Here is a 23,575-nt window from a genome sequence, read left to right as displayed (position 1 = left end):
TTGCGGGGGCGGAAAGGAGGGGATCAGGAGTCGGACCGCCGGGGGAGGCGATCGAGCAGGCGCTTGAGGTCTTCGAGCCGGACGGGTTTGGGCAGATGGTCGTCGAAGCCGGCGTCGAGGGCTTCGGTACGGTCTTCGGGACGGGCGTAGCCGGTCACGGCGATCAAGGGGAGGTCGCTGAGGTCGGGGTCGGATCGAACGATCCGGGCGAGTGTCAGGCCGTCGATTCCGGGCAGGCCGATGTCGATCAGGGCCAGGTCTGGGCGCTGTCGGAGGGCTTCGAGGGCCGCCAGACCATCGGCGGCGGTTTCAATCTGGTGGCCGTTGAGGGTCAGCAGCGTGCGGAGCATCTCGCGATTGTCGGCGTGATCCTCGACCAGCAGGATGCGAAGGGGGCTTCGATCGGTCTGAGCCGGTTGCGGGGCCGGAACGTTGGGCGAGTCGAGGGGGAGGGTCTCGACATCGGCCACCGGCAATCGGACGCGGAAGGTGCTGCCGAGTCCCGGCCCGTCACTGAAGGCCGAGATGGAGCCGTCGTGCAGCTCGACGATCTCCCGGACCAGGGTCAGGCCGATGCCAAGGCCCCCTTGCGAGCGATCGAGGCCGCGCCGTCCCTGGGCAAACAGGTCAAAGATGCGGGGGAGGAACTCGGGTTCGATGCCGATACCGGTGTCTCGGACCACGAGTTCGACCGTCTGCGGCCCCGAGACGATCTCCAGGGTGATCTCGCCGCCAGGGGGGGTGTAGCGTGCGGCGTTTGTCAGCAGGTTGACCAGCACCTGGACCAGTCGGGTCTGATCACCGACCACCGCCAGGGAATTGCCTGGCAGGTTCAGTTGCAGACGGTGGTGGGAGGCTTCGATCGCCGGGCGGGCCGATTCCAATGCCTGCTCAAGCACGTCGAGCAGATCGACCGGCTGACGCTCCAGATGGATGATGCCTCGGGTGACCCGAGAGATGTCGAGCAGGTCGTCGAGCAACCGGCTCATCTGCTGCGACTGTCGGGCCACCACTTCGATCGCGTTGGTCTGGTTGGACTGGAGGTTCGGGTGGGACTGAATCAGGTTGGCGGCGTGAATGATCGAGGAGAGGGGGTTGCGTAGCTCGTGCGAGAGCATGGCGAGGAACTCGTCTCGGCGTCGGACGGCGTCTCGGGCCTCGTCGTAGAGCCGGGCGTTGTCGATGGCCAGGGCGGCCAGGGTGGCCAGTTCTCCGGCACTGGGAAGATCGGCGGCCGAGAAGAAGTGACCGGGGCGCGTGGTCAGGAGGGTCAAGGCCCCGAGGGTCCGATCCCGAGCGATCAGGGGGAGGATCATGATCGAACCGATGCCGAGCTTCCGGAGCGCCTGGCGACGGACGGGATCAGTCGCCAGTGAGTCGAGGGCCGATTCGGTGGTTCGGTTGTAGATCTTGGGGCGGCCGGTGCGGAGGGCACGGGGAAGGCCGATCGGATCGTTCAGATCGACGCAGGAGCCGTCTCGAAGCGGGTTCAGCAAGGCGTCGAGTTCGGCGGTTGCGTGGCGGGCGATGGGGCGGTGGACACTGCCGTCGGCCTGGATCAGGTCGATCAGGCATCCGTCGGCCAGATCCTCAATGACAAGCTGGGCAATGCGGGCCACCGTGGTAGGAAGATCGAGCGAATGGGCTAGCTCGGCCCCGGCCCTTGCCAGGAATCGCTGGCTGTCAGCCAGGCGACGGTAGGCCGTGACGTCTCTCAGGCCGACGAGCAAGGCGGGTCGGCCGTCCCAGATTCCTTCGGCTGAGCGGAGCTCGACAATCCGCGTGGAATCTCCGGTGGTCGGCACGTCGATCTCGGCCGACTGGAAGGCGACGACCGGCAAGCCCAGCGGACGGCCGATCAACTGAGTCAAGGGCCGGCCAAGCAAGGCCGAGGCGGCCGGATTGGCGTAGACGATGACTCCCGAGGCGTCAAGGATCGCCACGCCATCGGCACCGTGCTCGACCATCCGCTGAAAGGGGGTGGCATCGGACTGGGCCTGGGGAGGGCCCGGTCCGTTCAGAGGCACGGGGACAGCCTCCCGCCGCTCATTTGATCCTTCCATCCTCGAAACCTCGCATGGGGGGGCGGGCCATCGGGATTAATGAGACGGAGGAAGCGTGGGATCGTCCTGGAACAGGTCATCAATCCGATTCGCCGGTGCCGACCCCGCATGAGAGAGCACACCGGAGAGGATCCCTGAGACGTTCCGAAACGGATGGCCGAGATGCAGCCCAGAGCCGTCGATCGTAAACTCTCTGATCACTTTTTCGTGCCACGAGCCGCGCATCTTGAGCACGGTCATGCCGCGGCGGATCTCCCCGAACAGCTCGACATAGCGGAGCAGGATGATCGAGTCGGTAATGGTGGAGATATGGGCCTCGGTAATCGACGAGCCGCCGAGCAGGCTGTCGGTCGTGGCCGTGAACAGGGCAGGCACCTCCTTGTCCTTGATGGCCGAGGTCAGGCCGATGACGAACTCGCGGAAGCTCTTGACGGGCGCGACCCGTTCCAGAGCCGAGAGGCTATCGACCGCAATCCGATCGGGCTGAAACTCCTCGACCGTTTCTTTGATCAAAATGAGGGTGTCTTCCAGGGTTGTCGATTCGGGGTAGGTGCAAAGCACCTTGAGCAGTCCCTCGGCTTCGAGCGTTGCGAAGTCGGCTCCCCAGCCGGCGGCGTTGCGGAAGAGTTGTTCGCGGCTTTCCTCGAACGCGAACAGGAGGCTGCGCTCGCCGTTGCGGGCCCCTCCGGCGATGAACTCGGTCGAGAGCAAGGTCTTGCCCGTGCCGGTGGCCCCGCTGACGAGAATGATCGAGTCTCGGAAGAAGCCACCGCCGCACATGCGGTCGATGTCGGGGTTGCCCGACGAGATGCGCACGTCTGACGACTTTTGCTTCAGCTCCAAGGCGGCCAAAGGGATGGCCACGATCCCCCGTTCGGGGACGATGGTGAAGGGCCACTCTCCCTTGAGATGGTCGGTGCCTCGGAATTTGAGGATTTCGAGCGTCCGGCGGCGGACTTCCTCGTCGAGGACGTTGCGGAGGATGATCACGTTGTCGGAGACGAATTCCTCGACGCCGTAGCGTGAGACAGATCCGTACTCCTCCCCTCGCTCGGCGGTGATCAGGGAGGTCACGCCGAGCGACCGCAAGGCACGGGTCATCCGGAACAGCTCGGATCGCACGGTGTGTTGATCAGGAAACTGGCCGAAGAAGGCCCCGATGGCATCGAGCACCAGCCGGCGTGCTCCCACTTTCTTGACCGCGTGCTGGACGCGGGCCATCAAGGCACCGAGGTCGTAGCCGCCGGCAAAAACGGGTTGTTCCCCGGGATCGGGAGAGACATCGACAAAGGCCCAACGGTCGTTTGCTTCCCACGAAGGGATGTCCCAGCCGAGGCCGCTGAAGTTGCGCCGCAGGTCATCCGGGGTTTCCTCGAAGGTGACGAAGACCCCTGGCTCATCGCGGACCATCACCCCGGCGGCGAGAAACTGGGCTCCGAAGACCGTCTTGGCACTGCCCGACGATCCGGCGACCAGGGTGACTCGCCCTTCGGGAAGACCACCGCAGGCGATGAGATCGAAACCGTGGATTTCCGTAGGCAGCTTCGTGATCGACATGGAAGGTTCAATCGGCCTCCTTGACGCGGGTATCCGTGAGTGGGGCGTGCGTCTCGCCATCGTTGAGGTCGAGTGCCGCCAGCACGCGAGCCGCGTCGGAAAGATCGCCGATGATGCGGCGCTGCGGCTCAGGGTGTTCCTTAATTACGGTCGGTGTTGCGAGCACCTTGTCTTGCTCAGCCAGCTCGGGTTGTTCGAGCACATCGACGACCACCAACTCGTATCGGCCGGCGAGCTCCGAATCGCAGAGCCGCTGCAGCGTCGCCACGGCGCGTTGCGATCGGGACGTCAGACCTGTGATATACAGTTTCAAGACATAACGGTCCATAGGCGGTCACTCCGAGCGATCCGGGGACCGATCCGATGCGACCGCTCCGGAGCGGGTCGCGGCGGCGAGACCGGCGCGATAATGTTCGGCAAGACGGCCCATCAACTCCAGCACCGCGACCTGGGCTTCTTCGGCATACGCGTTGATCTTGGCAACTTTGGTGCCGGAAGATCGCTGCCGAAGGGCCATCGCGTGCAGCTCGACGACGTCTCGCGGACCCGCGCCGGCCGTGGCAAGCCGATCGGCCAGGGCGGTCAGAATGGCCGAGCCGTCGGGCTGATTCGAGGTCTGGTAGCTGCGGTGGAGCAATCGCAGGTCGAGCACGCGGCCGAAGTCTTCCAGGGCGTCGCAAAAAACCTCGGGCAGCTCTCGACTGAGCGGCAAGTGACGTGGAGCGTTCCGATCTTCGGGGCGGACGGGAATGCCGGCAAGAGCTTGATAGAGCCTCGCGTCGCGTTCGAGTCGATCAATGCGTTCGGAACGGGCCTCCGCCTCGGCCTCGACCTGGGCAATCCGCTGGCGGAGCCGCACCTCATGCGTCACGTCTTCAAGGGTCGTGACGATTCCGCTGAGGGCTCCCAGCGCATTTCGGATCGGGGCGGCGGAGGATCGGAACCAGTGATGGCCCAACTCCCACTCGTCCCGGCTTCGGGAACCGCTGCGGAGGGTGCGATCGTGGGGCCATTGACGGCCGGGGGGAATCAGGTGCGCTGCCCGATCGGTGAGCCGCTGGCCGAGCAAGGCAGCCGGCTCGTCGCCGAGCAAGCCGGCCATTGCGGCGTTGCTCCATCGAATCCGACCCTCGGGGTCAACAAGGGCCATCCCTTCGTCAATCGCTTCGAAGATCGACCGCCAGCGTTCGGCCTCGGCACCGAGTTCCTGTAATCGAGTGCCAACTTGTGTCCAGGCCCGGATGGCGGCGAGCCATCGCGAGCCATCGGGCGGACGATCCAGAACCTCGACCGCCAAGGGGCGGAGCCCATCGGGCAAGGCGTTCTCCTCGGCCCGGGTGAGCACCAGGGGAAGCGAGGGGACCGATTGCATCAGGTCGCGGCAGAACGATTCAGCCTCGTCGAGCGAGGCATCGAGCAAGACGAGTCGGGCGTCTCGGCCCTCGGGACTTGCCAGCGCAGCACGAGCCTCGGCCGTCGAGGTGGCGTCTCGGCTTCTCAACCCTTCGGCGTTGAGCAGGAGAGACACGGCCTCGCGGGTTTCACCGTCGCCATGAACGTTCAAAACCGTCCGGAGCTCTCCGGTGATCACCGTACCCGATGCTCCTCCGGAAAATCGTCCTTGCCCGAGATTGTCTCTGGAACCTTCTGTCCCGTCGAAGGTTCCACGGCTTCGGATTATACCGCGCTGCCCCCGGGTTCGGGCAAATCGTTTCAACGAATTCGGTTGGTAAAGAACCCCGAATCAGGACACTTCATCATCGGTTCCGAGATATCGGCCGCCATCGATCCGGTAACAGCCGCCGGTCGCAAAATCGGTTCCTTCAAGCAGATAGAGCACCAGGTGGTTGGCGTCATCGGCCGATCCGATGCGGGCCAGGGGGGTGGCCCGAAGAATTTCGTTCCGTTGGTCGTCGGTCATGTCGGGCCAGGGGACAATCGTCCCTGGCTGGATCAGGTTGACCGCGACGTGGGGGGCCAGTTCCTTGGCCATCGCCAGGGTCATGGTCGAGAGGCCCCCCTTGGCGATGATGTAGGGCAGGTCCCCCCCTCGGGGGCGATCGGTTCCCCAATCGCCGAAACAGAGGATCTTCCCCTTCAGGCCCGAGGCGGCGCCGGGAATCGGCTCCTGGGCCAGCATGGCCTTGCCGGCGGCGACGGCCACATGATAGGGGGCGCTGAGGTTCGCCGCGATCATCCGGTCGTAATGCTCGGGCGTGAGTTCGGCGAATGGGGTGCGCTCGTAGATGCTCGCCATGTTGACCAGGGCGTCGATCCGTCCGAACCGCTCGACAACCTGTTGCACGGCCCGCTCGGCCTGCTCGGGATCGACCAGATCGGCCTCGATGGGGAGGGTATCGGCTGCTCCCTGGGTCCGGCAGTCGTTGAGGGTCTGCTCGATCGTCTCGCGGCTGGTCCGATAAGTCATGGCCAGCTTCGCGCCACGGTCGGCGAGCAACCGGGCGAGCGAGGCCCCGACGCGACGGCCTCCAGTGATCAGGATGGACGATCCGGCAAGCTTCACAGGCCTCTCCAGGGGACGTCGGCCACGCCGGCCTCGGCATTGGCCGATCGGGCGAGCACGAACAGGTAGTCGCTCAAGCGGTTCAGGTAGATGACGAGGTTGGTCGGCACGTGTTGGCCCGCGGCATGGCTCAGGGCGACGACCAGGCGCTCGGCCCTCCGGCAGACGGTTCGGCCCAGGTGCAATTGTGAGGCCGTGGGCGAGCCTCCAGGCAAGATGAAGTGCTGCAACTTCGGCAAGCCCGACTCGACGTGGTCAATCTCGTGCTCGATCCGGAGCACGAATTCGCGCGGCACGCTGTTGTGGAAGGGGCCATCGGGGTCTGGGTCGGCCAGGGCCGCGCCGATGGAAAAAAGCTCTTCCTGGATCTGAGACAGCTTGCGATCGAGGTCGAGGCTGATCGAAGGGGTCGATCGGGCCACGCCGAGCACGGCGTTCAGCTCGTCGACGGTGCCGTACGCCTCAATCCGGAGGTCGTCCTTGCCGACGCGACCGGGACCAAGCAGGCCGGTGGTACCATCATCTCCGGTTTTCGTGTAAATCTTGGGCACGAATTCACTTGCTCCGACACGGAGGCCCGAGAACGCGGCGGGAAGGCGAAGCGGCGGGCGGATTGGCGAAGGGTGGTCACAGCCCCTATACTAGTCGCGAGGCGGGGGGTCGAAAAGGGACCCTCCAGCACTGAATCACCCCGGAGGCCCTCATCGATGACGCTCCCGATTGCCCTGGCCGCGGCCCTCTTGGCACCGATCCTGGCCCTCGATCCGCCGCCGCAAGAGCAGCGGCCTTCGTCTTCTTCGGGCAGCTCGTATGGCGGTCCGGGCGGCCCTCCGGGAGCCGAGGGAATGACTCCTGAGGAAGTCGCCGCCAACGAGTCGCGCCACCTGAAGAATATCCGCCAGGTAACCTATGGGTTCGCGAAGGCCGGCGAAGGGTACTTTAGCCCCGATGGCAACACCATCATCTTCCAGGCCGCCGCGTATCCCGAGCCCTCGACCCTTCAACCCCCACCGCCGGACTGGGACGGCTATCAAATTTATTCCGTTGCCTTAACCCCCGGCGCGACGCCGAAGCTGGTCAGCACGGGAAAGGGAAAATGCACCTGCGCCTACTTCCATCCGAATGACCAGTCGATTCTTTTCGCCTCCTCGCACCTTGACCCTGCCCTGGCGGATGGCTCGGCCGAAGGGGAACGCGAGGCCGCACCGGCCTACAGCCGATCGGAACGGTACGCCTGGGACTTCGATCCGCACATGGAGATCTTCCGCGCCGATCCGGACGGCTCGAACCTTGTCCGCCTGACCGACGCCCCCGGCTACGACGCCGAAGGCAGCTACTCGCCCGATGGCTCGCAGATCGTCTTCACCAGCTTTCGCGACGGCGACGCCGACATCTACGTGATGGACGCCGACGGCTCGAACGTTCGGCAAATCACCAACGCCCCCGGCTACGACGGCGGTCCTTTTTTCTCCCCCTGTGGCAAATACCTGATCTACCGGAGCGACCGCCAGGAGAACGACCTGCTCCAGCTGTTCATCAACACCGTCGACGGCCAGAACGAGCGACAACTGACCGACAACGAGCATGTGAACTGGGGGCCGTACTTCCACCCGGACGGCCGGTTCATCGCCTACTCGACGAGCAAGCACGGCCACTTCAATTATGAGATCTACCTGATGGATCTGGAAACCGGCGAGGAGCAGCGGATCACCTTTGCCCCCGGCTTCGACGGCCTCCCTGTCTTCAGCCCCGACGGCTCGAAACTGATGTGGACCTCCAAGGGCCGTACCTCCGACAACACCAGCCAGCTCTTTATCGCCGACTTCGTGCTCGATTCCGACGCTGAGCAGTGATTCGAGCCTTGTGTGGAGCCCCAGGCCCGACCCAAGCCCCCGAACAATCCTTCCTTCACCCTCCGGAGCGCCTGCCCCCGATGAACGCCAAGGACACGATTCGCAACACCATCGACATGAGTTCGATGGTTGTTGACAGTTACTTGAAGGACCTGAGCGATGCCGACCTGCTGGTTCGCCCGGTCTCGGGGATGAACCACATGGCCTGGCAGCTCGGCCACCTGATCGGTGCCGAACGGCACTTTGTCGAGTTGATCAGCCCCGGCACCAGCCCGGCTCTGCCCGCCGACTTCGTCGAAGGCCACGGCCGCGATAAGTTCACCGAGGATGACCCGGCCAAGTTCTACTCGGTCGCCAAATATCAAGAACTCTGGGGAGCCCAGCGACAGGCGACGCTCGCCTTGCTCGACAGCCTCTCGGATGCCGACCTCGACCGCACCGACTCCGAGAAATTCCCCCCGTTCGCCCCGACCGTGGGTGCACTGCTGAACATGGTGGGTGTGCACCCGCTGATGCACGCCGGGCAGTTCGTCGCCGTCCGCCGTCACCTCGGGAAGCCGGTCTCGATCTGAGGATTACGAGCCGTTCGCCGTGCTGCTGCCTTCGTTGGAACGTCTGGGCAGATACAGGAACAGCCCGGCCGAGACTCCGGCGAAGCCATAATTCCGGCGAGCGGCCTCGGCCAGTTGAGGAGGAAGGCCGAACCCGTAGGTGTCGTACGGGTCGGCCGTGTCGTATAAATCTTTGGTGGTGATGATGTAATCGTATTCCTGTGATTCAAGTCGTTGCAAGATTGCGGTTGGCTCGATCTTGCCCGTCTCGACCAGGATACGGAACAGCCAGGGATCGACGAACGCCGCCCGGTCTGCTTGATGGGCGGCCACCATGCCGCTGTCGGTCAGCAGGCGAATTTCCGGGTCCTCGGCCAGTTCGAAAATCCGGCGGTACTGCGCCACCACCGGCCGACCGGCGCCCGAAAAATACGCATGGATCGACTGGGCAGAGCGCGCTTGCGCGTACGAGTGGTCGAGGCTCGGTAGCAAACTCACCCCCAAGCCGACCAGGCCGACGATCGCCAGCACGGCTGCCCTGGGACGGATCGGCCCCGATTCTCGAATCAGCGACGCGACCGATCCCCAGACCGCCCCAGCCGCCATCGCCGCAACGAGACGAAGACCAAGAAAATAATTCAGATCCGAACCGCTTTTCATCGCCAGAACGATTGCCCCGACCAGCACCACCCCGGCCAGCACCACGAGCGAAGGATCCCGGCGTTCGCGTCGAACGGTCCACAAGACCAGGCCAACAAGGGCAAGGATCGGCAGTTCCGGCCCGAGCTGCCAGAGCCGGGAGAGGGTCCGCTGCCAGTCTGAAAGTAAGATCGGTGTTTCGGCCGCGCCGAACAACTCGCGGGCGAAGAGCGGCTCGACCGTTCGCGTCACGGCCGCGATGATGGCCAGGGTGACGGCCCCCGATCCAGCGGCGAGGGTTAGCCCCCATCGCTTGCGATCAGTCCGCATGGCGGCCAGGACGGCGGCAATCAGGTACAGACCCATCGTTTGCTTGGTAAAGATGGCCGCGACCAGCAAGGTCGCCCCCAACGCATACCGCCACCGCGACGGTCGGCCGACGGCCAGCAGAAAACCGGCGAAGCCGAGCGTATCGGCCATCAAATCGGCCCGCACCATCACCCCGAACCCGAACAACGGGGCCGCACCCAGCGTCAGCGATCCGGCGACGAAGCCCGCCCCTTTTCCTTCCCGAGTCCCCGAGGCCACCCCCACAATCAGACTTGCCAGCAGGGCCGAGCCAAGACTGGTGAGCCTTCCGACCCGATAGAGCCCCTCCAGGTCCGCATCGATCAGCCGGCCGATTCCGCCCACGAGCAAGAAGTAAAGCGGTCCGAATACGTTCATGACGTGCGGGTCGTTTCGCCAGTCGGGATACATCACCCGATCATGCTGCACCCGCCAGGCCAGGTGAACCATCTGGGCTTCGAGGTGGTACACGTCGAGCGGGTTTCCCAGCGCAAACCAGGCATAGGCCAGGAAGCACGCCGCCCGAACCAGGGCGATCAAGAGACAGCTTATCAACAAAATTCGAATCAAGGCACGCATGGAAGAATGGGCTCAGCCTGGATCGTTCCGAGAGGAGTGACGGTGAGGTCAGCGGGGCTCGGCTTCCGGGAGCACCCGAGGCAACAACGCCTCGACCCGACGCAAGGCCGGGTCCATACCCGAGAGTCGCATGGCCCGCACGTGAGCCCCGAGCAACCGCCAGTCGTCGGGCGTGTCGACATCGTACCACGGCGGCAAGACGGCCAGCGAGCGCCCCGATCCTCGGAGCCGATCGAGCGTTTGCCCGAGCACCTTCGCCGATCCCCAGGCTACCCCCTCGAACAGCGAGGGGACCGGCATCCGACAGCCGATCAGGTAATAGCCGCCATCGGTCGAGGGGCCAATGACCACGTCTTTCTGATCCAAACACAGGAATGCACTGATGACGATGGACGGATCAAGCGTCGGACTGTCCGACCCGATCACCACGACTCGCGAGGCTCCCTCGGCGAATTCCCCTTCAATAAACGATCGCAAACGAGCGCCGAGATCTCCTTCCGACTGGGGCTGCATGGCCAGCGTGCCCGGTACGATGGGGTCGAACCAGGGCCCGGCGTCTCCTGGGGCGAAGACAAAGACGCGACGACCGCCTGGAGCGAGGAACCGATCAGAGCCCCAGGCTTCGAGCGTGTCGAGGAGCATCGCCTCGTGCGCCTCGGCGGCGAAGTCGCTGCCGAACTCGGCGGCCAGCCGCGTCTTGACCTTGCCCGGTTCCGGCTTCTTCCCAAAAATTCCCAACACCGCCCCTTCAGGCATCGGCCATGACACGTTGTCACCTCATTGGTTTTTGCTGATGCAATCGATTCGCCTCGACTCTGAGCAGGCGATCGAGCAAGATCGGTTCGACCTTGCCCCGGAACCGCACCTTCCCATCAATGGCCACCACGGGAACAAGGGTTCCGTACGCCTCAACGAGTTCCGGGTCGGTGTCGATGTCGATTTCCTCGACCAGAAACCCGTGCTTCCTTCGCCGAGGTTCGATGACCGCCTTCGCCGTCTCGCAGCAGGAGCACTCGGCCCGAGTGTAGATCGTGACGCGCAAATGATCGGCCCGTGGAGCTTTCCAGAGTCTGAGAAAATTGAGCAACATGCTCATGTTCGAAACCCTGAATGTTGATCTTTCCCTGAATTAGCAAGCGTGATTTGGGGAGGGCGATTCCTCTCGATCGACCTTGCGCACCTCGACCAGGTTGTCAAAAAAGGTCGCGCCGCCTCCCATGTCGGCCAGGGCCGAGGAGGTGGTGGCGTTGACCCCCGAGCCGCCGGGCGAGTGCTTCGACCAGTAAATTCCGGTGCTCGCGGCCGTACCGGGGCGGACGGCCCCAGTCAGGGCAACCCGAGCGAGAAATCGGCCGCGATCGTTGAAGACCTCGGCCCAGTCGCCGGCTTCGAGGCCACGGACGGCGGCATCGTCGTCGGCCAACTCGATGGTCGGATCCCCTGCCGCTCGGAGGTGAGCAGGGGAGTTGGCGAAGGTTGAGTTGAGGAACTGCGGGCGAGGAGGGCTGACCATCTGAATCGGATAGCGAGACGCCAGTTCGGGCCTCGTCTGCGGATCTTCAAGCGGAGGGATGTACGAGGGCAGGGGGTCGAAGTCGTCGGCCTTCATCCGCTCCGAGTACAGCTCGCACTTGCCTGAAGGGGTCGGGAAGCGGCCGTCGGAAAAAGGGCGATAGTCCTCGGGAATGTTCAAGCGAACCGATCCTTCCGCTTTCAATCGCTCCAACGAGATCCCGGCGAGCGCGGGGCCACCGTCGAGGGCCTGCCGCATCAGGGTGTCATCATCGGGAAAGAGAGAGGGCTCAAACCCGAGTCGGTCAGAGAGCCCTCGGAAGACGTCGGCGTTCGATCGGCATTCGCCCCGGGGCGCGATCGCTCGAGGGTTGTGCATCAAGAAGTGATGGCCATAGGACGTGTGAATGTCCTCGTGCTCAAGCTGCGAGGTCGCCGGCAGCACAATATCGGCGTAGTCGACCGTGTCGGTCGGGAAGAGTTCGTGAACCACGGTGAACAGGTCGTCGCGGCGCAAGCCGCGAAGCACTTTCCCCTGATCGGGGGCCACGGCCGCCGGATTGCAGTTGTACACATAAAGCCCCATCACCCGAGGTCCGGGAAGCTCTCCGGCCAATGCCTCGGCCAGTTGGTTCATGTTCACCGATCGCGTGCCCGGAGGTGAGAGGTCGGGGCGCGTCAATGCAAACGAGTTCAGCCCGTAGGTCCCGCTCGTTGAGAGAAAGGTGCCCCCCCCTCGGTGCCGCCAGGCACCGACGATGGCGGGCAAGCAGGAGATCGTCCGCACGGCCATCCCGCCGCCTCCGTGGCGCTGAAGACCGTAGTTGACGCGGATCAGGCTGGGGTGTTCGGTCGCATAACGCCGCGCGAGGGTCTCGATCTGATCGACCGGAACCCCGGTGATCGCAGCAACCCGATCGGGCGGGTACTCCGTCAAGACGCGATCGCGAAGCAGTTCCGCGCCGACCGTCCCACGATCGAGATAATCTTGATCGTGCAACTGATCGCGCCAGATGACGTGCATCAATCCGAGGGCCAGGGCTGCATCGGTGCCGGGCCGAGGTTGAAGATGCCAGTCGGAGCGGCGGGCGGTGGGGCTTTTATAGGGGTCGATGGTGACAATCGTCGCATTGGTGCGCTTGCGAGCCTCGATCATCAAGGACCAGAGGTGGCTGTTCGTGTTTACCGTGTTCGATCCCCAGTTGAGGATCAGGCGGCACTCGGGAACGGCCATCGGGTCGGCTCCCAGGCGGCCGGCTCCCATGGTGTACTCGTAGCCGACGCCACCGGCCGAGGCGCAGATCGTTCGGTCGAGCGTCGAGGCGCCCAGTCGGTGGAAGAAGCGGCGGTCGAGGCTCTCGGCCTGCAACTTCCCCATCGTGCCGTAATAGCTGTAGGGCAGGATCGCCTGGGGACCGTCGGCCGAATCGGCGATCGCTCGGAAGCGATCGGCGATCCGATCGAGCGCCTCGTCCCAGGAGATCCGCTCGAATCGCCCCTGGCCGGGACCCTTGGGGCCGATCCGTCGCATCGGGTGCATCAGGCGATCGGGACTGGACACGCGGTCGAGGTATCGGGCCATTTTCTGGCAGAGAAACCCGCGGGTGAACGGGTGGTCGCGGTCGCCTCGCAGGTCGACGGCGACCCCGTCTCGCACGGTAACGACCATGCTGCATGTGTCGGGGCAATCGAGCGGGCAGACGTTCTTGACGATCGTTTCGACAGGGTTGGACACGGCAGGTCGTGCTCCGGCAAGCGATCGGCCTTCGGCGGTCGGGGCGTGATTCCCCACGATTCTAGCGCGGTTACCGCTTCAAGGGGTAGGGGTCGCCGTGTGGGCCGTCTCCGATCGAGATGATCCGCCGCCGCGATGGCTTGCTTGCCGATCGCGGACTGTTCACAATGTGGCCATGAGTGAGATCCCCTGGCGCCTCGCGATCGAGCGAGCCCTGACGAACCACCAAGGAGCACCGCCTTCGCGATGGCTCCAGCTGGCGACCGTCACGTCTGACGGCTGGCCGAGCGTCCGGACGGTCGTCTTCCGGGGATTTCTCGGGACCGGCCCGATCCTCCGGTTCTCGGCCGACACGCGCAGCGCGAAGGTTGGCCAGATCGACCGGAACAGTCGGGCCGAGGCGTGCTGGATGTTCGCCGAGACCCGGGAACAGTTTCGACTGTCGGGCCACCTTCGCGTCATCGGTCCGGCCGAGTCCGACCCGCAATGGCGTGCCGAGCGGGCCGAGGTCTGGACCGCCTTACCCCCGGCGACCCGGATCAGCCTGCTCTGGCCCGAGCCGGGTGCCCCTCGTGCCGACCTCAGGCAGTTTCAGGTCGAGACGCCCGATCCCCGAGACCCGCCCCCCACGTTCGCTCTGGTGCTGCTCGATCCGGAGCGGGTCGATCACCTGGATTTGAAGTCCGATCCGCACCGACGGACCCAGTACCAGCGGATCGGGGCCGAGGAGCCGATCGAGTGGGCCTCGCTCGCTGTCAATCCGTGAGCCGTCCTTCCAAAGGAGACGATGACGATGTCTGTGTATCCCGCAGTGCTTGCGTCTCTGGTCCTCGTCCTCGCTCCGAGTCAGGACGACGAACCGAAACCGAGGCCCGACTCGTCGCTGGCCTCGGCTCCGGTCGAGGCCCCCGAGGCAGTCGAAGGGGGCAAGGAAATCGGCGGCCTGTACCGATCCGGTCCGATCTACCTGGCCGCCCAGCCCGACCCGGAAACCCTCACCCGCCTGACCAAGGATGGGGTGACGGTGGTGATCAACCTGCGTCCTCCTGAGGAAATGGAGTCGGTTCCCTTCGACGAGCCGGCGCTGGTGAAGTCGCTCGGAGTCGATTATGTGTCGATTCCGATCGGTCGACCACCGTATGCCCCGCGGCTCGAAGCGGTCGAGCAGTTGCGAGAGGCGCTGGCCTCGCACGAAGGGAAGGCCCTGATCCATTGCTCTCATGCGATCCGGGCGTCTCGGCTCTGGTCGGCGCATCTCGTCAAGGACCGTGGCCTGACTCGGGAACAGGTCGATGCCTTCACCCAGATCACCACGGGAGGACCGGCTCGGGTCGAGCTGTTTCTCGGCGATGAGCCGGAAGCCCCTTGAGCCTGGGCCTGCCCGGAATCAGCCGCCTCGCCCTTCCAGGACCATGCGCAAATACGATCGCGTTTCCACCTGATCCGACCCGAGGCCGAGCAGCCGGGCCAGTTCGAGCACGACCTGCTGGGCCTCGGGCAAATCGGCCGGGCCGTTGGCAATCGCCTCGACCTCGGCATACGCCCCCAGTCCCTCGACCGAGTCGATCCCGACCTGCACCCATCGGCCATCGAACTGAAGGTCGTACGCGAGCCGACGCTTGCGAACCGTCGCCACGGGGCGGAAGCCAAGGTTGACGAACAGCCGCTCCATCTTGAGCAAGGCGTCGGGACCGGGCTCGAAGGTCAGCTCCACTTCCTCGCGGGTCTTGGTCGGCCCGCCGAGCTTCGGCCCCTTGTAGGTCACGCGGTTCTCGCCCCCGTCGCGACGCAGCCGCATGGCCTCGTCGGTCTCCCGGAAATCACGAGACGGGTGAGACATGTAAATGTCTTCTTGCTCCACTTCCTCGCGAGGCACCGCGCCGAGATCGCCCAGCCGCCGCAACAGGTCGTCGTGATTGGCGTCCCGGAATTTGATCTCCACTTCGAACGGGCTCATTCCAACGCACTCCGACTCGTGGATCGAGGTCTGCGGAAACCTTTCTCGCCTTCAGAGCGGCAGACTATCCGCCCCGAGGCCGGTCGGTCAACCGGCGCCCGCCCCCGGAACACAGGGAACAGGGAGAAGGAGCTCGCGTCATGCCGCAGCGTCGCAAGAGGACAGCCAACAGCCAACGAATCCTGACGTCCAACGTCCGGTTCGCGAGGCTCTGAGCCGCTGCGACTCTGCACAACGTCCCCGTCCCAGGTCGTTGTCGACAGAATCCGCGGGTGGCCCCGCGGCGCTGGCGCTCCTTCCTCAGGAATTGCGTCTTATCGTCCCCGGGACGACGGTTCCGAAAAAAAACATGGGCCAACCAGGCTCGACATTTGTCAGAGCGGCGCGTACGATGACCATACACCTCTGACATCTGTCTCAGATTGGTCCCGGTCCACGCCGGGGTCGTCGCGAGGCAACCGAACGAACCGATCGGACCCCCGTCCCGTCTTCCGAACCGATCGAGGCTCAGTGATGAATCACGAAGCGATTCCTTCGTCCGGGCCGTCCCTTCCTTCGCGTCGCGGTCGCGGGCTCGCCCCGGCGGGTCTGATGCGATGGGTGTACACGAGCAATCCGTTCTATGTGATCAGCGCCGGCCTGGTGTTTCTCGGCCTGCGGGCCTCGTTCGATGCGAGGGGGCCGGCGGTGGAGACCGGAGCCTTGATGCTTGGCCTGGCCGCGTACACGCTCTTGCTGGCGGCGACGGCGGTGGTCCTGGTGCGTCGGGGGAAAGTTTGGGACGACGTGCGGACGGTCCTTCTCCTGGTCGTCTTGATGTTCCTGGCGATCTCGGTGGCGTTTGACGAAACCCTGGCCGGCGATCCGGCGATGGGCAGGGGGCTCTATCTGATCGGCCTCGGGTTTGCCCTGCTCGTGAGCGAGGGGATCTTGCGCGGCCTGGGGCTGGAGCTTCGCAGCGGGTTCCGGGTGCCGTATCAGGCAATCCTGGCCCTCTTTTTCCTTTACCCGATCGGCCTGGCGCCGCTCGTCGATCGGCCCAACGCCCCGGCCTTGATGTGGGCCCTGTTCGGCTTCGCGCCGGTGGCGGGCCTGCTCAGCCTGACCTTGCTTCCGGCCATCGGTCGCGGGCCGTCGTATGCCGAGAAAAACGGCAGCCCGTGGCGATGGCCCTTGTATCCGTGGGTCCTGTTCGGATTGCTCGGCGGGGCGGCCTGCGCGCGGTCGTACTGGCTCTGTGTTTCCTTTCATTTTGTGATGAAGGATCAAACGATCTTTGGTCCGTACTTTCTGGTGCCCTTCCTCTTGCCCTGTGCCTTCCTGGTGCTGGAGCTGGGGCGATCGGCGCGCGATCCGCGGGCCGGGCGGGTGGTGACGACCCTGGCCCTGCTCGCTCCCCTCGGCCTGCTCGGCCTGGCAATGATGGGCCACGACCGGGCCGATCCGGTGTATCAATTCTTCCTCTCCCACTTCCGCGAGGTGCTGGGGGCGACACCGGCCTTCCTCACGCTCGTGCTGGCGCTGCCGCTTTATGGATGGGCGATTCATCGCCGGGTGCCCGGTGGGCGTGATGGGCTCTGCCTGGCCCTGGCCGCGCTGGCGGTGGTCAGGCCGACCACCCTGGACCTCGACAGCCTTTCGTTTGCGAACCCCTGGCCCTTGCTGGTGGCGGCCCTGGTGCAAGCTGTTCCGGCGATCCGTCGGTGGAACGCAGGCCGGGGCATTCTGGCCTGTGCCTTTCTGATCGCGAGCCTCACGGCGGCACTGCCCGACTCGCTGGGAGGGACGATTCCCTGGATCGTCGCCGCTCACCTCGCGCTGCTCGTGATGCTCGGCTTCGGACTGATCGAGGGGGCGCTGGGAGACTGCCTCCGAGACCTGGCGGTCGGGCTCTTTCTCCTCTTTGGCCTTGGCTGGACGCTTGGTGCCTTTCACGAACTGTTCGATCGTTTGGGGCCGATCGCGGTTCTGTACCTGCCGACGCTGGCCGCCCTGGCCGCAGTCTACTCCAGGATCGGGGGGGGCCGGGCGTTTCTCGTTTCGGCGGGAGTGTTGCTCGGGGCCTGGGTGTTCGTCTACGGGTCGCGATCGTACCTGACGCTGCGTCGCCTCGTGCCGGGGCTCGACCAGATCCTCCTCGGCTTGCTCTCGTTTGTGGTTGCGGCCCTGATCAGCCTTGCCAAGGCCGGGGTGACGTTCTGGCCGGGCTCGGCGACCCAGGCACCGGAGCCTCCGACCGGGCTTGATGGCTCGTGACGGGGTTGAGCGTTATCGGCCAATCGTTCAGGGCATCCCTTCGGCAAACGCCTCAGCCGCGTTCGACGAGGTCGCGTCCCATGCGTTTTGCTCGGTAGAGGGCGGCATCGACCCGAGCGAGCAGATGATCGAGCGATTCGTGAGGTGCTGCCTCGACCACCCCGAAACTGGCCGAGAGTCGCAGCGATTCCGGATCGGGAATCCTGATCTTGGCGACGTTCTTGCGCAAACGCTCCGCGATCCGATGCGCGTGCGAGACGTCGAGGCTCGGTAGGATGACCAGAAACTCCTCGCCACCGATCCGGGCGACGATGTCGCTGCCTCGACTCTGCTGTTCCAGGCAGGTTTCGAAGGCGATCAACGCCGCGTCTCCGACGGCGTGGCCGAAGGTATCGTTCACGAGCTTGAAGTGGTCGAGATCGGCCATGATCAGCGCGAACGGAATTCCCGAATTCCGGAGCAGTTTCACCTGCTGCTCAAGGATTTCCATGGCCTGACGGCGGTTGATCGCGCCGGTGAGTGTGTCCTTCTCGGCCAGTTCTCGCATCTGGCGATAGGCCGATTCGAGCGCGACGACCGGGCTGGCATCCCGGAAGATCTCAACGGCTCCCACGTTCTGGCCGTCGTCGTCGTAGATCGGCATCACCGAGACATCGACGGCAACGCGGTGTCCCTTACGATGCTTCAAGAACACCCGGGCGGAGGTTGGCTCGTCTTCCTGAATCGCCTGGAGCAACGGGCATGCTCGTGAGCAGAGCGGTGTTCCTCGGCAGTCGGTGTGGCAGAGGATGTTGTCCTGGCAGGCATGACCGACGACCTCGCTGCTTGCATAGCCGCTCAGCCGTTCGGCCGCCTGATTCCAGTAAAGGATGGTCCGGTTCCGATCGACGAAGTAAACGCCATCGTAGAGACGGTCGAGCAATCGCTCAAAGAACTTTGACCCGAACGGTCGGATCACCTCGCTTGCAGAGCTTGCTCCGTTCATCTGTTCGACGGACATGAGCGCACCATGATTGATGGGGGCTTTGCCTGACCCGTGCAACCCGAAGTCGCGTTGATATCCAAACCCTAGATCAGAAAAGCTCAACCGACAAACGCCGCGTATCGAGTCAAACCCGGTGGTCGATCTGCATCCGAATCGACCCTGGCTTACGCTTCCGTCGCATCAGTATCTGGAACGACGCCCCGCACGCTCCTGAAGGGGACGATTGTGCCAGCCAGTCCGGGTTCCCCCTTGTACGACACGTTCAGGAGCATGAGAATCAGCCCAAGGTCGATCCTATCCTCGGTGCGTCCCTGGGTCGTTCCGCCTTGCCAGGTTCAAGCGATCGGGGGTATCCCCCCCCCCTTTCTGTGGAGGAGCGAACAACCGATGCGACACCTTGTCCGTCTGATGGTCCTCGTGATCAGTCTTGCTCTGCTCGGTTGCGGCGTGTCTGTCGATCCCGATCCCGCGGGCACACTGACCGACGAGACCGGGCTCATGCCGGCCGTCGATCCCGCTCCGTCCGGGGGGGCGTCGCCGTCGTTCAACGAACCGACCGAGGAAGGCGAGGAAATCGCCACCGCCTCGGGGCTCGTCTACGAGACGATTCGAGCCGGAGATGGGGCTCAGGCGAAGACGGGCGATCGGGTCGTGCTGCACTACGTCGCGACCCTCGAAGGGGGCGAGCTGATCGACAGCAGCCGAGATCGGGGAACCCCCTGGACCCACACCATCGGCGACCCCCGCGCCGTGCAGGGGTTCAATGAAGGGATTACCGGCATGAAGCTCGGCGAGGTGCGTCGTCTGGTCGTTCCGGCCAATCTTGCCTATGGAGCGCTCGGCACCTTCGGCGAATACGCTCCCGGCAAGGAACTCCCGCTCGACGGGGCGATGCAGGCCGACCAGCTTCCCTCGATCCCTCCAAACTCGACCATCCTCTATGAGGTCGAGCTGCTGGAGATCGCCACCGAACCGGCCGACGCTCCCGAGGAGTCGGACGCCGACTCGGATGCTCCCGATGCGGAGGCCGACGCCCCCTCGGCCGATGAGCCGACCGAGGGGTCTTAAGGATCAGTCGTGAGACGTCGGATCGAGCTGTGCCGCTTCCCCCTCTCTCAAGAGCCAGGAGAGGCCGGCTTCGAGGTCGTCGTGCCGGTCGGTCTGACCGCTCGGCCAGTGCACCTCAACCCGATCGGCGATCGGCGCGGTGCCTAATCCGATCAGCAGTTGTGCGTCAGTTTGGGACAGGTAGCTGCCGCCTCCCACGAGCGGAATGCTCTGCGATCGCGCCCCCGCCGAGACGATCACCGTCGCTCCGACGGCCGATCGGTTGCTTTCTGTTCCTTCGAGGCGGACCCGAAGAAACCGCGACGGCTCTAGGCTGTCGTTCCGCAACAGGCTGACCGGGGCGTTCTGAGGGACGACGACCAGATCGGGGTCGCCGTCGCCGTCGAGGTCCCCCACGGCCACCCCGCGCGCATCACGATGTTGGGAAAACCAGGATTCCGAATCAAACCGCAACGGCTCGAATCGGCCCGAGTCAGGAGCACGCTGAAAGAGCATCGACGGCTGAGGGCGGGGGGTGCCGGGCAGACGGTGCATCAAATGGCCATTGGCCACGAAGACCTCGGGCAGACCGTTGCCGTCGCCATCAACCAGCACGGTTCCCCAGCCGACGAGCGGCCGGCTCGCTGCGCCAAGGCCCGACGCAAGACCGATCGGAACGAACTGCATGGCACCGTCGTTTCGGTAGAACTCGTTGATCTCTCCCTCGTAGTTCGTCACCCAGAGGTCGAGATCGCCATCGCCGTCGAGGTCGCCCACGGCCACCCCCATGCTGCCGGTGGCCACCCCCTCGGCACTGAGCGCGGCCCCCGAGAGCTGGCCGATTTCCTCGAAGGTGCCGTCACCCCGGTTTCGGTACAGCCAATTCGGAGTCGTATCGTTGGCAACGTACACGTCGATCAAGCGGTCGCCGTCGAGATCGGCCGCCACCACGCCAAGCCCCTTGCCCCCATCGACCAGCCCAGCTTCTCGGCCGATTTCCTTGAAGGTGCCGTCTCCCTGGTTCCGGTAGAACAAGTCGCGCAGCGGTTCGAACACTGAAGGGGAGCAGATGTCAACATCTCCCGACGAGTGATAGCGGCACTCCGGGTTGTGCTCGGGAGACCAGTTGACGTACCGGGCCACATAAAGATCGAGCAGCCCGTCACCATCGGCATCGAGCCAGGCGGCCGAGGTCGCCCAGCCTGGCTCGGTCAGTCCGGCGGCCTCGGTCACATCGACGAACGTGCCGCCGATGTTGTGATAGAGTGAGAGCCCTTGATAGGAGGTAACGAGCAAATCAAGGAACCCATCGTTGTCGAAATCTCCGACCGTGCAGCCGTGCGAGTAGCGTGAGGCGTCGTCGAAACCGGCCTGTTCGGTCACGTCCTCGAAACGCCAGCCCCCGAGATTCCGATAAAGCCGGCCCGGCAGCCCTTCGACCGTCAGGCCCCCGGCCGAGGGCACGATCTGGCCCCCTCCCGGAAAAAAGAGGTCGGGCCGGCCATCGCGGTCGAAGTCGAACACGGCCACCCCGCCGCCGAGCGATTCGAGGATCGCCAGCGCCCCGGTTTCCTCGCCATTGCGATAGACCGCGTCGATCCCCGTTCCGGAAACCTCGGAGAAGGCCAGGTCATGGGTCGTCGATTCCGTCGGCAAGTCTCCGGCGGCAACCTCTGGATCGGGGCGATCGCCTGCCTCCGGCCCAGCCGCAGGTTGCACCGTGCAGCTCAGCCCCGATGCGATCAGGGCGACCAGCGCCCAGATCAACGCCAGTTGGATCCCAGCCGAACGAGGACTCTCTCCCAAGTTCGTCAATGTGCTCAACTCCTCAATCCCGCGTGCGATCCTCAGCGAGCGGGAGCGAATCGGGCCCGCTCCCGCTCGACGGTCATTCGCTCGGCGTGATGGCGAGCCTCCTCGTCACGTCCCAGCCGGGCCAGAACAATCGACAGTTGGTAATGAATCCGCCAGTCACTCGGGGACTCGGTCACGGCCCGGTTGAGCAGGTCGGCCGCCTGATCGATCGCACCGCGTTCGAGCGCCAGCTCGGCCCGCAGGCGAAGGGCGTCGGCATCGTTCGGTGATCGGTCGAGCAGCTGATCGAGGACCTCCGCCGCCTCCTCGGTCCGGCCCAGGGCCCGCAGACACTCGGCGCGGGCCACCTCCACTCGGTCGTTGCGTCCGCCTTCGTCCTGTCGACAGATCTCCAACTGTTCGAGACTGGCGGCCGGATCGCCGGAAAGGTAGAGCGCCTCGGCCAGCCAGAGACGTGCTTCCGAGTCGTTCGGGGCGAGGAGGAGGGACGCCTCTAGCGTCTTGGCCGACAGGGCGTAACGATCGGTGCCCAGTAGGATCCGACCGCGTTGCTTCGGCCACTCGGGGTTCTCTGGCTCCAGGCGTTCGAGGTCCTGGTAGCGCCGATCGGCCTCGGCCGGACCGCGGAGCGGTTCGGACAGCTCGGCCAGGCGGGCGAGGGTCGGCGGGTGATCCGGCTGCCGGGCGTTGAGGGCCTCGAACGCCTCGATCGCGCGGGTCAGATCACCAACGCTCAGGGCCGTCTCTCCCAGCAACTGGAGCCAACCTAGCTCGACTCGATGGGCGAGCCGGGCTTCGAGTAATCGCAGGGCCGACTCCGGATTTCCCCGGGCGATCTGCGCCCGAGCCACAATTGCCACCGCCCGGGGATCGTCCGAGGTTTTCCAGGGGCCGAGACGGTCGATGGCCCGCTCGGGTTCCCCCTGGTTCAACGCCCGATCAGCCGACCAGACGCGGTACGCTCGTGATCGGGAGATGCCCCATCCGACCGGTCCCGCCACCGCGACGGCCGCCAGAACGACGATCGCCAGCGTTCGGACGACCGAACGTTTCGACCGTCTCGGGAGCGAGGAATCGCCCCCGAGGGTCGTCGAAGCCTGCCGGGTCAACGCAAACGCTCCGATCGGAGTTTCAATCCAGGGATGAACACCGCTCAGAACTGGTCGGCGCTAATCACCTCGCCGCCGCTCATGCTGCCGAGAGATCGCCAGATGGGCAAGGCGATCGTGCTCTTGGTGAACCGAACCGATCCATCCCCGTAAAGGGTGTTCACGCCACCAGGGTGACGGCTCCGGCTGGCCATGTACAGGTCGTTCCAGCCGCCGCCGACGACGCAAGGCTCGTTGTCTCCCGGCCGGCTCACGCACCAGGCGGGCATGAAGTCGGGGATCGTGGTGTTCGGCGGAGTGCGGGTCATGAAGTTGCAGTCGGTGTCGTTCCACCACTCGGAGCGCATGTCTCGAAGCTCGGAGGCCTGGAGCAGCTCGGAGACCATAATCGTGTTGCTCGTGCCGTCGCGGAAGTCGCGCATCCCGGCCACGCGGTTGACGGTAAACGGAGCGCGAAGGTAGCGAATCCCGTCGGTTGCCGGGTCTCCTACGTTCAGCTGGCCAAGGTTGGTGTTGCCCCAGTTCGGGCCGTAGTTGTACTTCGGCCGCCAGTCGGCCAGGAAGACCTGCGGGGTGTCCGAGGGGCAGTTGTAGGTGGCAACCCGCGTGGCCACAATGCTCATGTTTGCATGAGACCCTTGCCAGCCCGGCCCGGCAATCCCCACCTCGAAGTTCAGGGCGTTCCCCAGGTTCCCTTCCTCCAGGTACCGGAGGATATGGAACGACCAGGGGGTCCGCAGGCTGGGCAAGTTCGGCCAGCCCGGGGCATTGATGATCGTGCCCATCGGGAATGAGCCGAGTGAGTCGTGATAGTTATGAAGAGCGATGCCGATCTGCTTCAGGTTGTTGACGCACTGGGCACGTCGCGCCGCTTCTCGGGCCGATTGCACAGCCGGAAGCAAGAGCGCGATCAGGACGCCGATGATCGCGATGACCACCAGCAGCTCGATCAAGGTAAACCCGCTGCGATGACGACGATGGTGCATGGAACACACTCCTCTGCCTCGGACGGTGAAACGAACACCAGGCCGTACCAACGCGGACG

General features: G+C 64.7%; 21 protein-coding genes. 6 read left to right on the top strand and 15 right to left on the bottom strand.

Annotated elements, in window-relative coordinates:
* Window positions 1-23: 23 nt before the first annotated feature.
* The 6 genes from HG800_RS18995 to HG800_RS18970 all read right to left on the bottom strand — a co-directional run bounded on the left by HG800_RS18995 (window position 24) and on the right by HG800_RS18970 (window position 6,695).
* Entirely contained in the window at window positions 24-2,027 is a 2,004-nt protein-coding gene (locus HG800_RS18995) for a hybrid sensor histidine kinase/response regulator (RefSeq protein WP_169978372.1), read from the bottom strand.
* Window positions 2,028-2,099: 72 nt separating this feature from the next.
* Window positions 2,100-3,620, bottom strand: a complete 1,521-nt coding sequence (kaiC, locus tag HG800_RS18990) for a circadian clock protein KaiC (protein WP_169978370.1) — start codon at window positions 3,618-3,620, stop codon at window positions 2,100-2,102.
* 7 nt (window positions 3,621-3,627) lie between these two features.
* Window positions 3,628-3,948: a circadian clock KaiB family protein gene (locus HG800_RS18985; RefSeq protein WP_169978368.1), complete on the bottom strand. Its 321-nt coding sequence runs from the start codon at window positions 3,946-3,948 to the stop codon at window positions 3,628-3,630.
* Between the two features lie 6 nt (window positions 3,949-3,954).
* Complete coding sequence (locus tag HG800_RS27555; RefSeq protein ID WP_169978366.1) at window positions 3,955-5,211, bottom strand: PAS domain-containing protein; 1,257 nt, start codon at window positions 5,209-5,211, stop codon at window positions 3,955-3,957.
* A 153-nt stretch (window positions 5,212-5,364) separates the two neighbouring features.
* Window positions 5,365-6,144, bottom strand: a complete 780-nt coding sequence (locus HG800_RS18975) for an SDR family NAD(P)-dependent oxidoreductase (RefSeq protein ID WP_169978364.1) — start codon at window positions 6,142-6,144, stop codon at window positions 5,365-5,367.
* Entirely contained in the window at window positions 6,141-6,695 is a 555-nt protein-coding gene (locus tag HG800_RS18970) for a cob(I)yrinic acid a,c-diamide adenosyltransferase (protein ID WP_169978362.1), read from the bottom strand. The genes HG800_RS18975 and HG800_RS18970 overlap by 4 nt, the downstream gene beginning before the upstream one ends.
* Before the next feature lie 156 nt (window positions 6,696-6,851).
* On the opposite strand from HG800_RS18970, the gene HG800_RS18965 reads away from it, so the two are divergent.
* A complete protein-coding gene (locus HG800_RS18965) occupies window positions 6,852-7,997 on the top strand; it encodes a TolB family protein (protein ID WP_235963799.1) in 1,146 nt (381 codons plus the stop codon).
* 80 nt (window positions 7,998-8,077) lie between these two features.
* Window positions 8,078-8,569 carry a DinB family protein gene (locus tag HG800_RS18960; protein ID WP_169978360.1) on the top strand — a complete coding sequence of 164 codons (492 nt, stop codon included), beginning with the start codon at window positions 8,078-8,080 and terminating at the stop codon, window positions 8,567-8,569.
* Window positions 8,570-8,572: 3 nt separating this feature from the next.
* On the opposite strand, the gene HG800_RS18955 is transcribed toward HG800_RS18960, so the two are convergent.
* From HG800_RS18955 to HG800_RS18940, 4 genes are read right to left on the bottom strand one after another with little or no spacing between them, the layout of a single operon-like run.
* Window positions 8,573-10,114 (bottom strand): hypothetical protein, encoded by a 1,542-nt coding sequence (locus tag HG800_RS18955; RefSeq protein WP_169978358.1) that lies wholly within the window; start codon window positions 10,112-10,114, stop codon window positions 8,573-8,575.
* 48 nt (window positions 10,115-10,162) lie between these two features.
* Window positions 10,163-10,882: a TIGR04282 family arsenosugar biosynthesis glycosyltransferase gene (locus tag HG800_RS18950; protein WP_169978356.1), complete on the bottom strand. Its 720-nt coding sequence runs from the start codon at window positions 10,880-10,882 to the stop codon at window positions 10,163-10,165.
* A gap of 4 nt (window positions 10,883-10,886) precedes the next feature.
* Complete coding sequence (locus HG800_RS18945; protein WP_235963798.1) at window positions 10,887-11,210, bottom strand: glutaredoxin family protein; 324 nt, start codon at window positions 11,208-11,210, stop codon at window positions 10,887-10,889.
* A 33-nt stretch (window positions 11,211-11,243) separates the two neighbouring features.
* A complete protein-coding gene (locus tag HG800_RS18940) occupies window positions 11,244-13,361 on the bottom strand; it encodes a molybdopterin-containing oxidoreductase family protein (protein ID WP_315852063.1) in 2,118 nt (705 codons plus the stop codon).
* A gap of 175 nt (window positions 13,362-13,536) precedes the next feature.
* On the opposite strand from HG800_RS18940, the gene HG800_RS18935 reads away from it, so the two are divergent.
* A complete protein-coding gene (locus HG800_RS18935) occupies window positions 13,537-14,127 on the top strand; it encodes a pyridoxamine 5'-phosphate oxidase family protein (protein ID WP_169978354.1) in 591 nt (196 codons plus the stop codon).
* A gap of 27 nt (window positions 14,128-14,154) precedes the next feature.
* Window positions 14,155-14,730: a beta-lactamase hydrolase domain-containing protein gene (locus HG800_RS18930; RefSeq protein WP_169978352.1), complete on the top strand. Its 576-nt coding sequence runs from the start codon at window positions 14,155-14,157 to the stop codon at window positions 14,728-14,730.
* 18 nt (window positions 14,731-14,748) lie between these two features.
* Here the strand turns inward: HG800_RS18930 and cyaB are convergent, their stop codons facing one another.
* Entirely contained in the window at window positions 14,749-15,318 is a 570-nt protein-coding gene (gene cyaB / locus HG800_RS18925) for a class IV adenylate cyclase (protein WP_169978350.1), read from the bottom strand.
* 513 nt (window positions 15,319-15,831) lie between these two features.
* Between cyaB and HG800_RS18920 the strand changes: the two genes are divergently transcribed.
* Window positions 15,832-17,574 (top strand): hypothetical protein, encoded by a 1,743-nt coding sequence (locus HG800_RS18920; protein WP_169978348.1) that lies wholly within the window; start codon window positions 15,832-15,834, stop codon window positions 17,572-17,574.
* A 52-nt stretch (window positions 17,575-17,626) separates the two neighbouring features.
* Here the strand turns inward: HG800_RS18920 and HG800_RS18915 are convergent, their stop codons facing one another.
* Complete coding sequence (locus HG800_RS18915) at window positions 17,627-18,574, bottom strand: GGDEF domain-containing protein (protein WP_169978346.1); 948 nt, start codon at window positions 18,572-18,574, stop codon at window positions 17,627-17,629.
* Between the two features lie 372 nt (window positions 18,575-18,946).
* On the opposite strand from HG800_RS18915, the gene HG800_RS18910 reads away from it, so the two are divergent.
* Entirely contained in the window at window positions 18,947-19,627 is a 681-nt protein-coding gene (locus HG800_RS18910; RefSeq protein ID WP_169978344.1) for an FKBP-type peptidyl-prolyl cis-trans isomerase, read from the top strand.
* A 3-nt stretch (window positions 19,628-19,630) separates the two neighbouring features.
* Here HG800_RS18910 and HG800_RS18905 read toward each other — a convergent pair whose 3' ends face one another.
* Genes HG800_RS18905 through HG800_RS18895 form a run of 3 tightly spaced genes read right to left on the bottom strand, consistent with a single transcriptional unit; the run spans window position 19,631 to window position 23,516 of the window.
* Window positions 19,631-21,430, bottom strand: coding sequence for a CRTAC1 family protein (locus HG800_RS18905; protein WP_169978342.1), 1,800 nt, complete (start codon window positions 21,428-21,430; stop codon window positions 19,631-19,633).
* Between the two features lie 23 nt (window positions 21,431-21,453).
* Window positions 21,454-22,530, bottom strand: a complete 1,077-nt coding sequence (locus HG800_RS18900; protein WP_169978340.1) for a tetratricopeptide repeat protein — start codon at window positions 22,528-22,530, stop codon at window positions 21,454-21,456.
* 44 nt (window positions 22,531-22,574) lie between these two features.
* A complete protein-coding gene (locus HG800_RS18895; RefSeq protein ID WP_169978338.1) occupies window positions 22,575-23,516 on the bottom strand; it encodes a DUF1559 domain-containing protein in 942 nt (313 codons plus the stop codon).
* Window positions 23,517-23,575 lie beyond the last annotated feature (59 nt).

The sequence above is a fragment of the Tautonia rosea genome (assembly GCF_012958305.1).
Lineage (GTDB): Bacteria > Planctomycetota > Planctomycetia > Isosphaerales > Isosphaeraceae > Tautonia > Tautonia rosea.
This window is presented reverse-complemented; position numbering and strand designations above follow the sequence as displayed.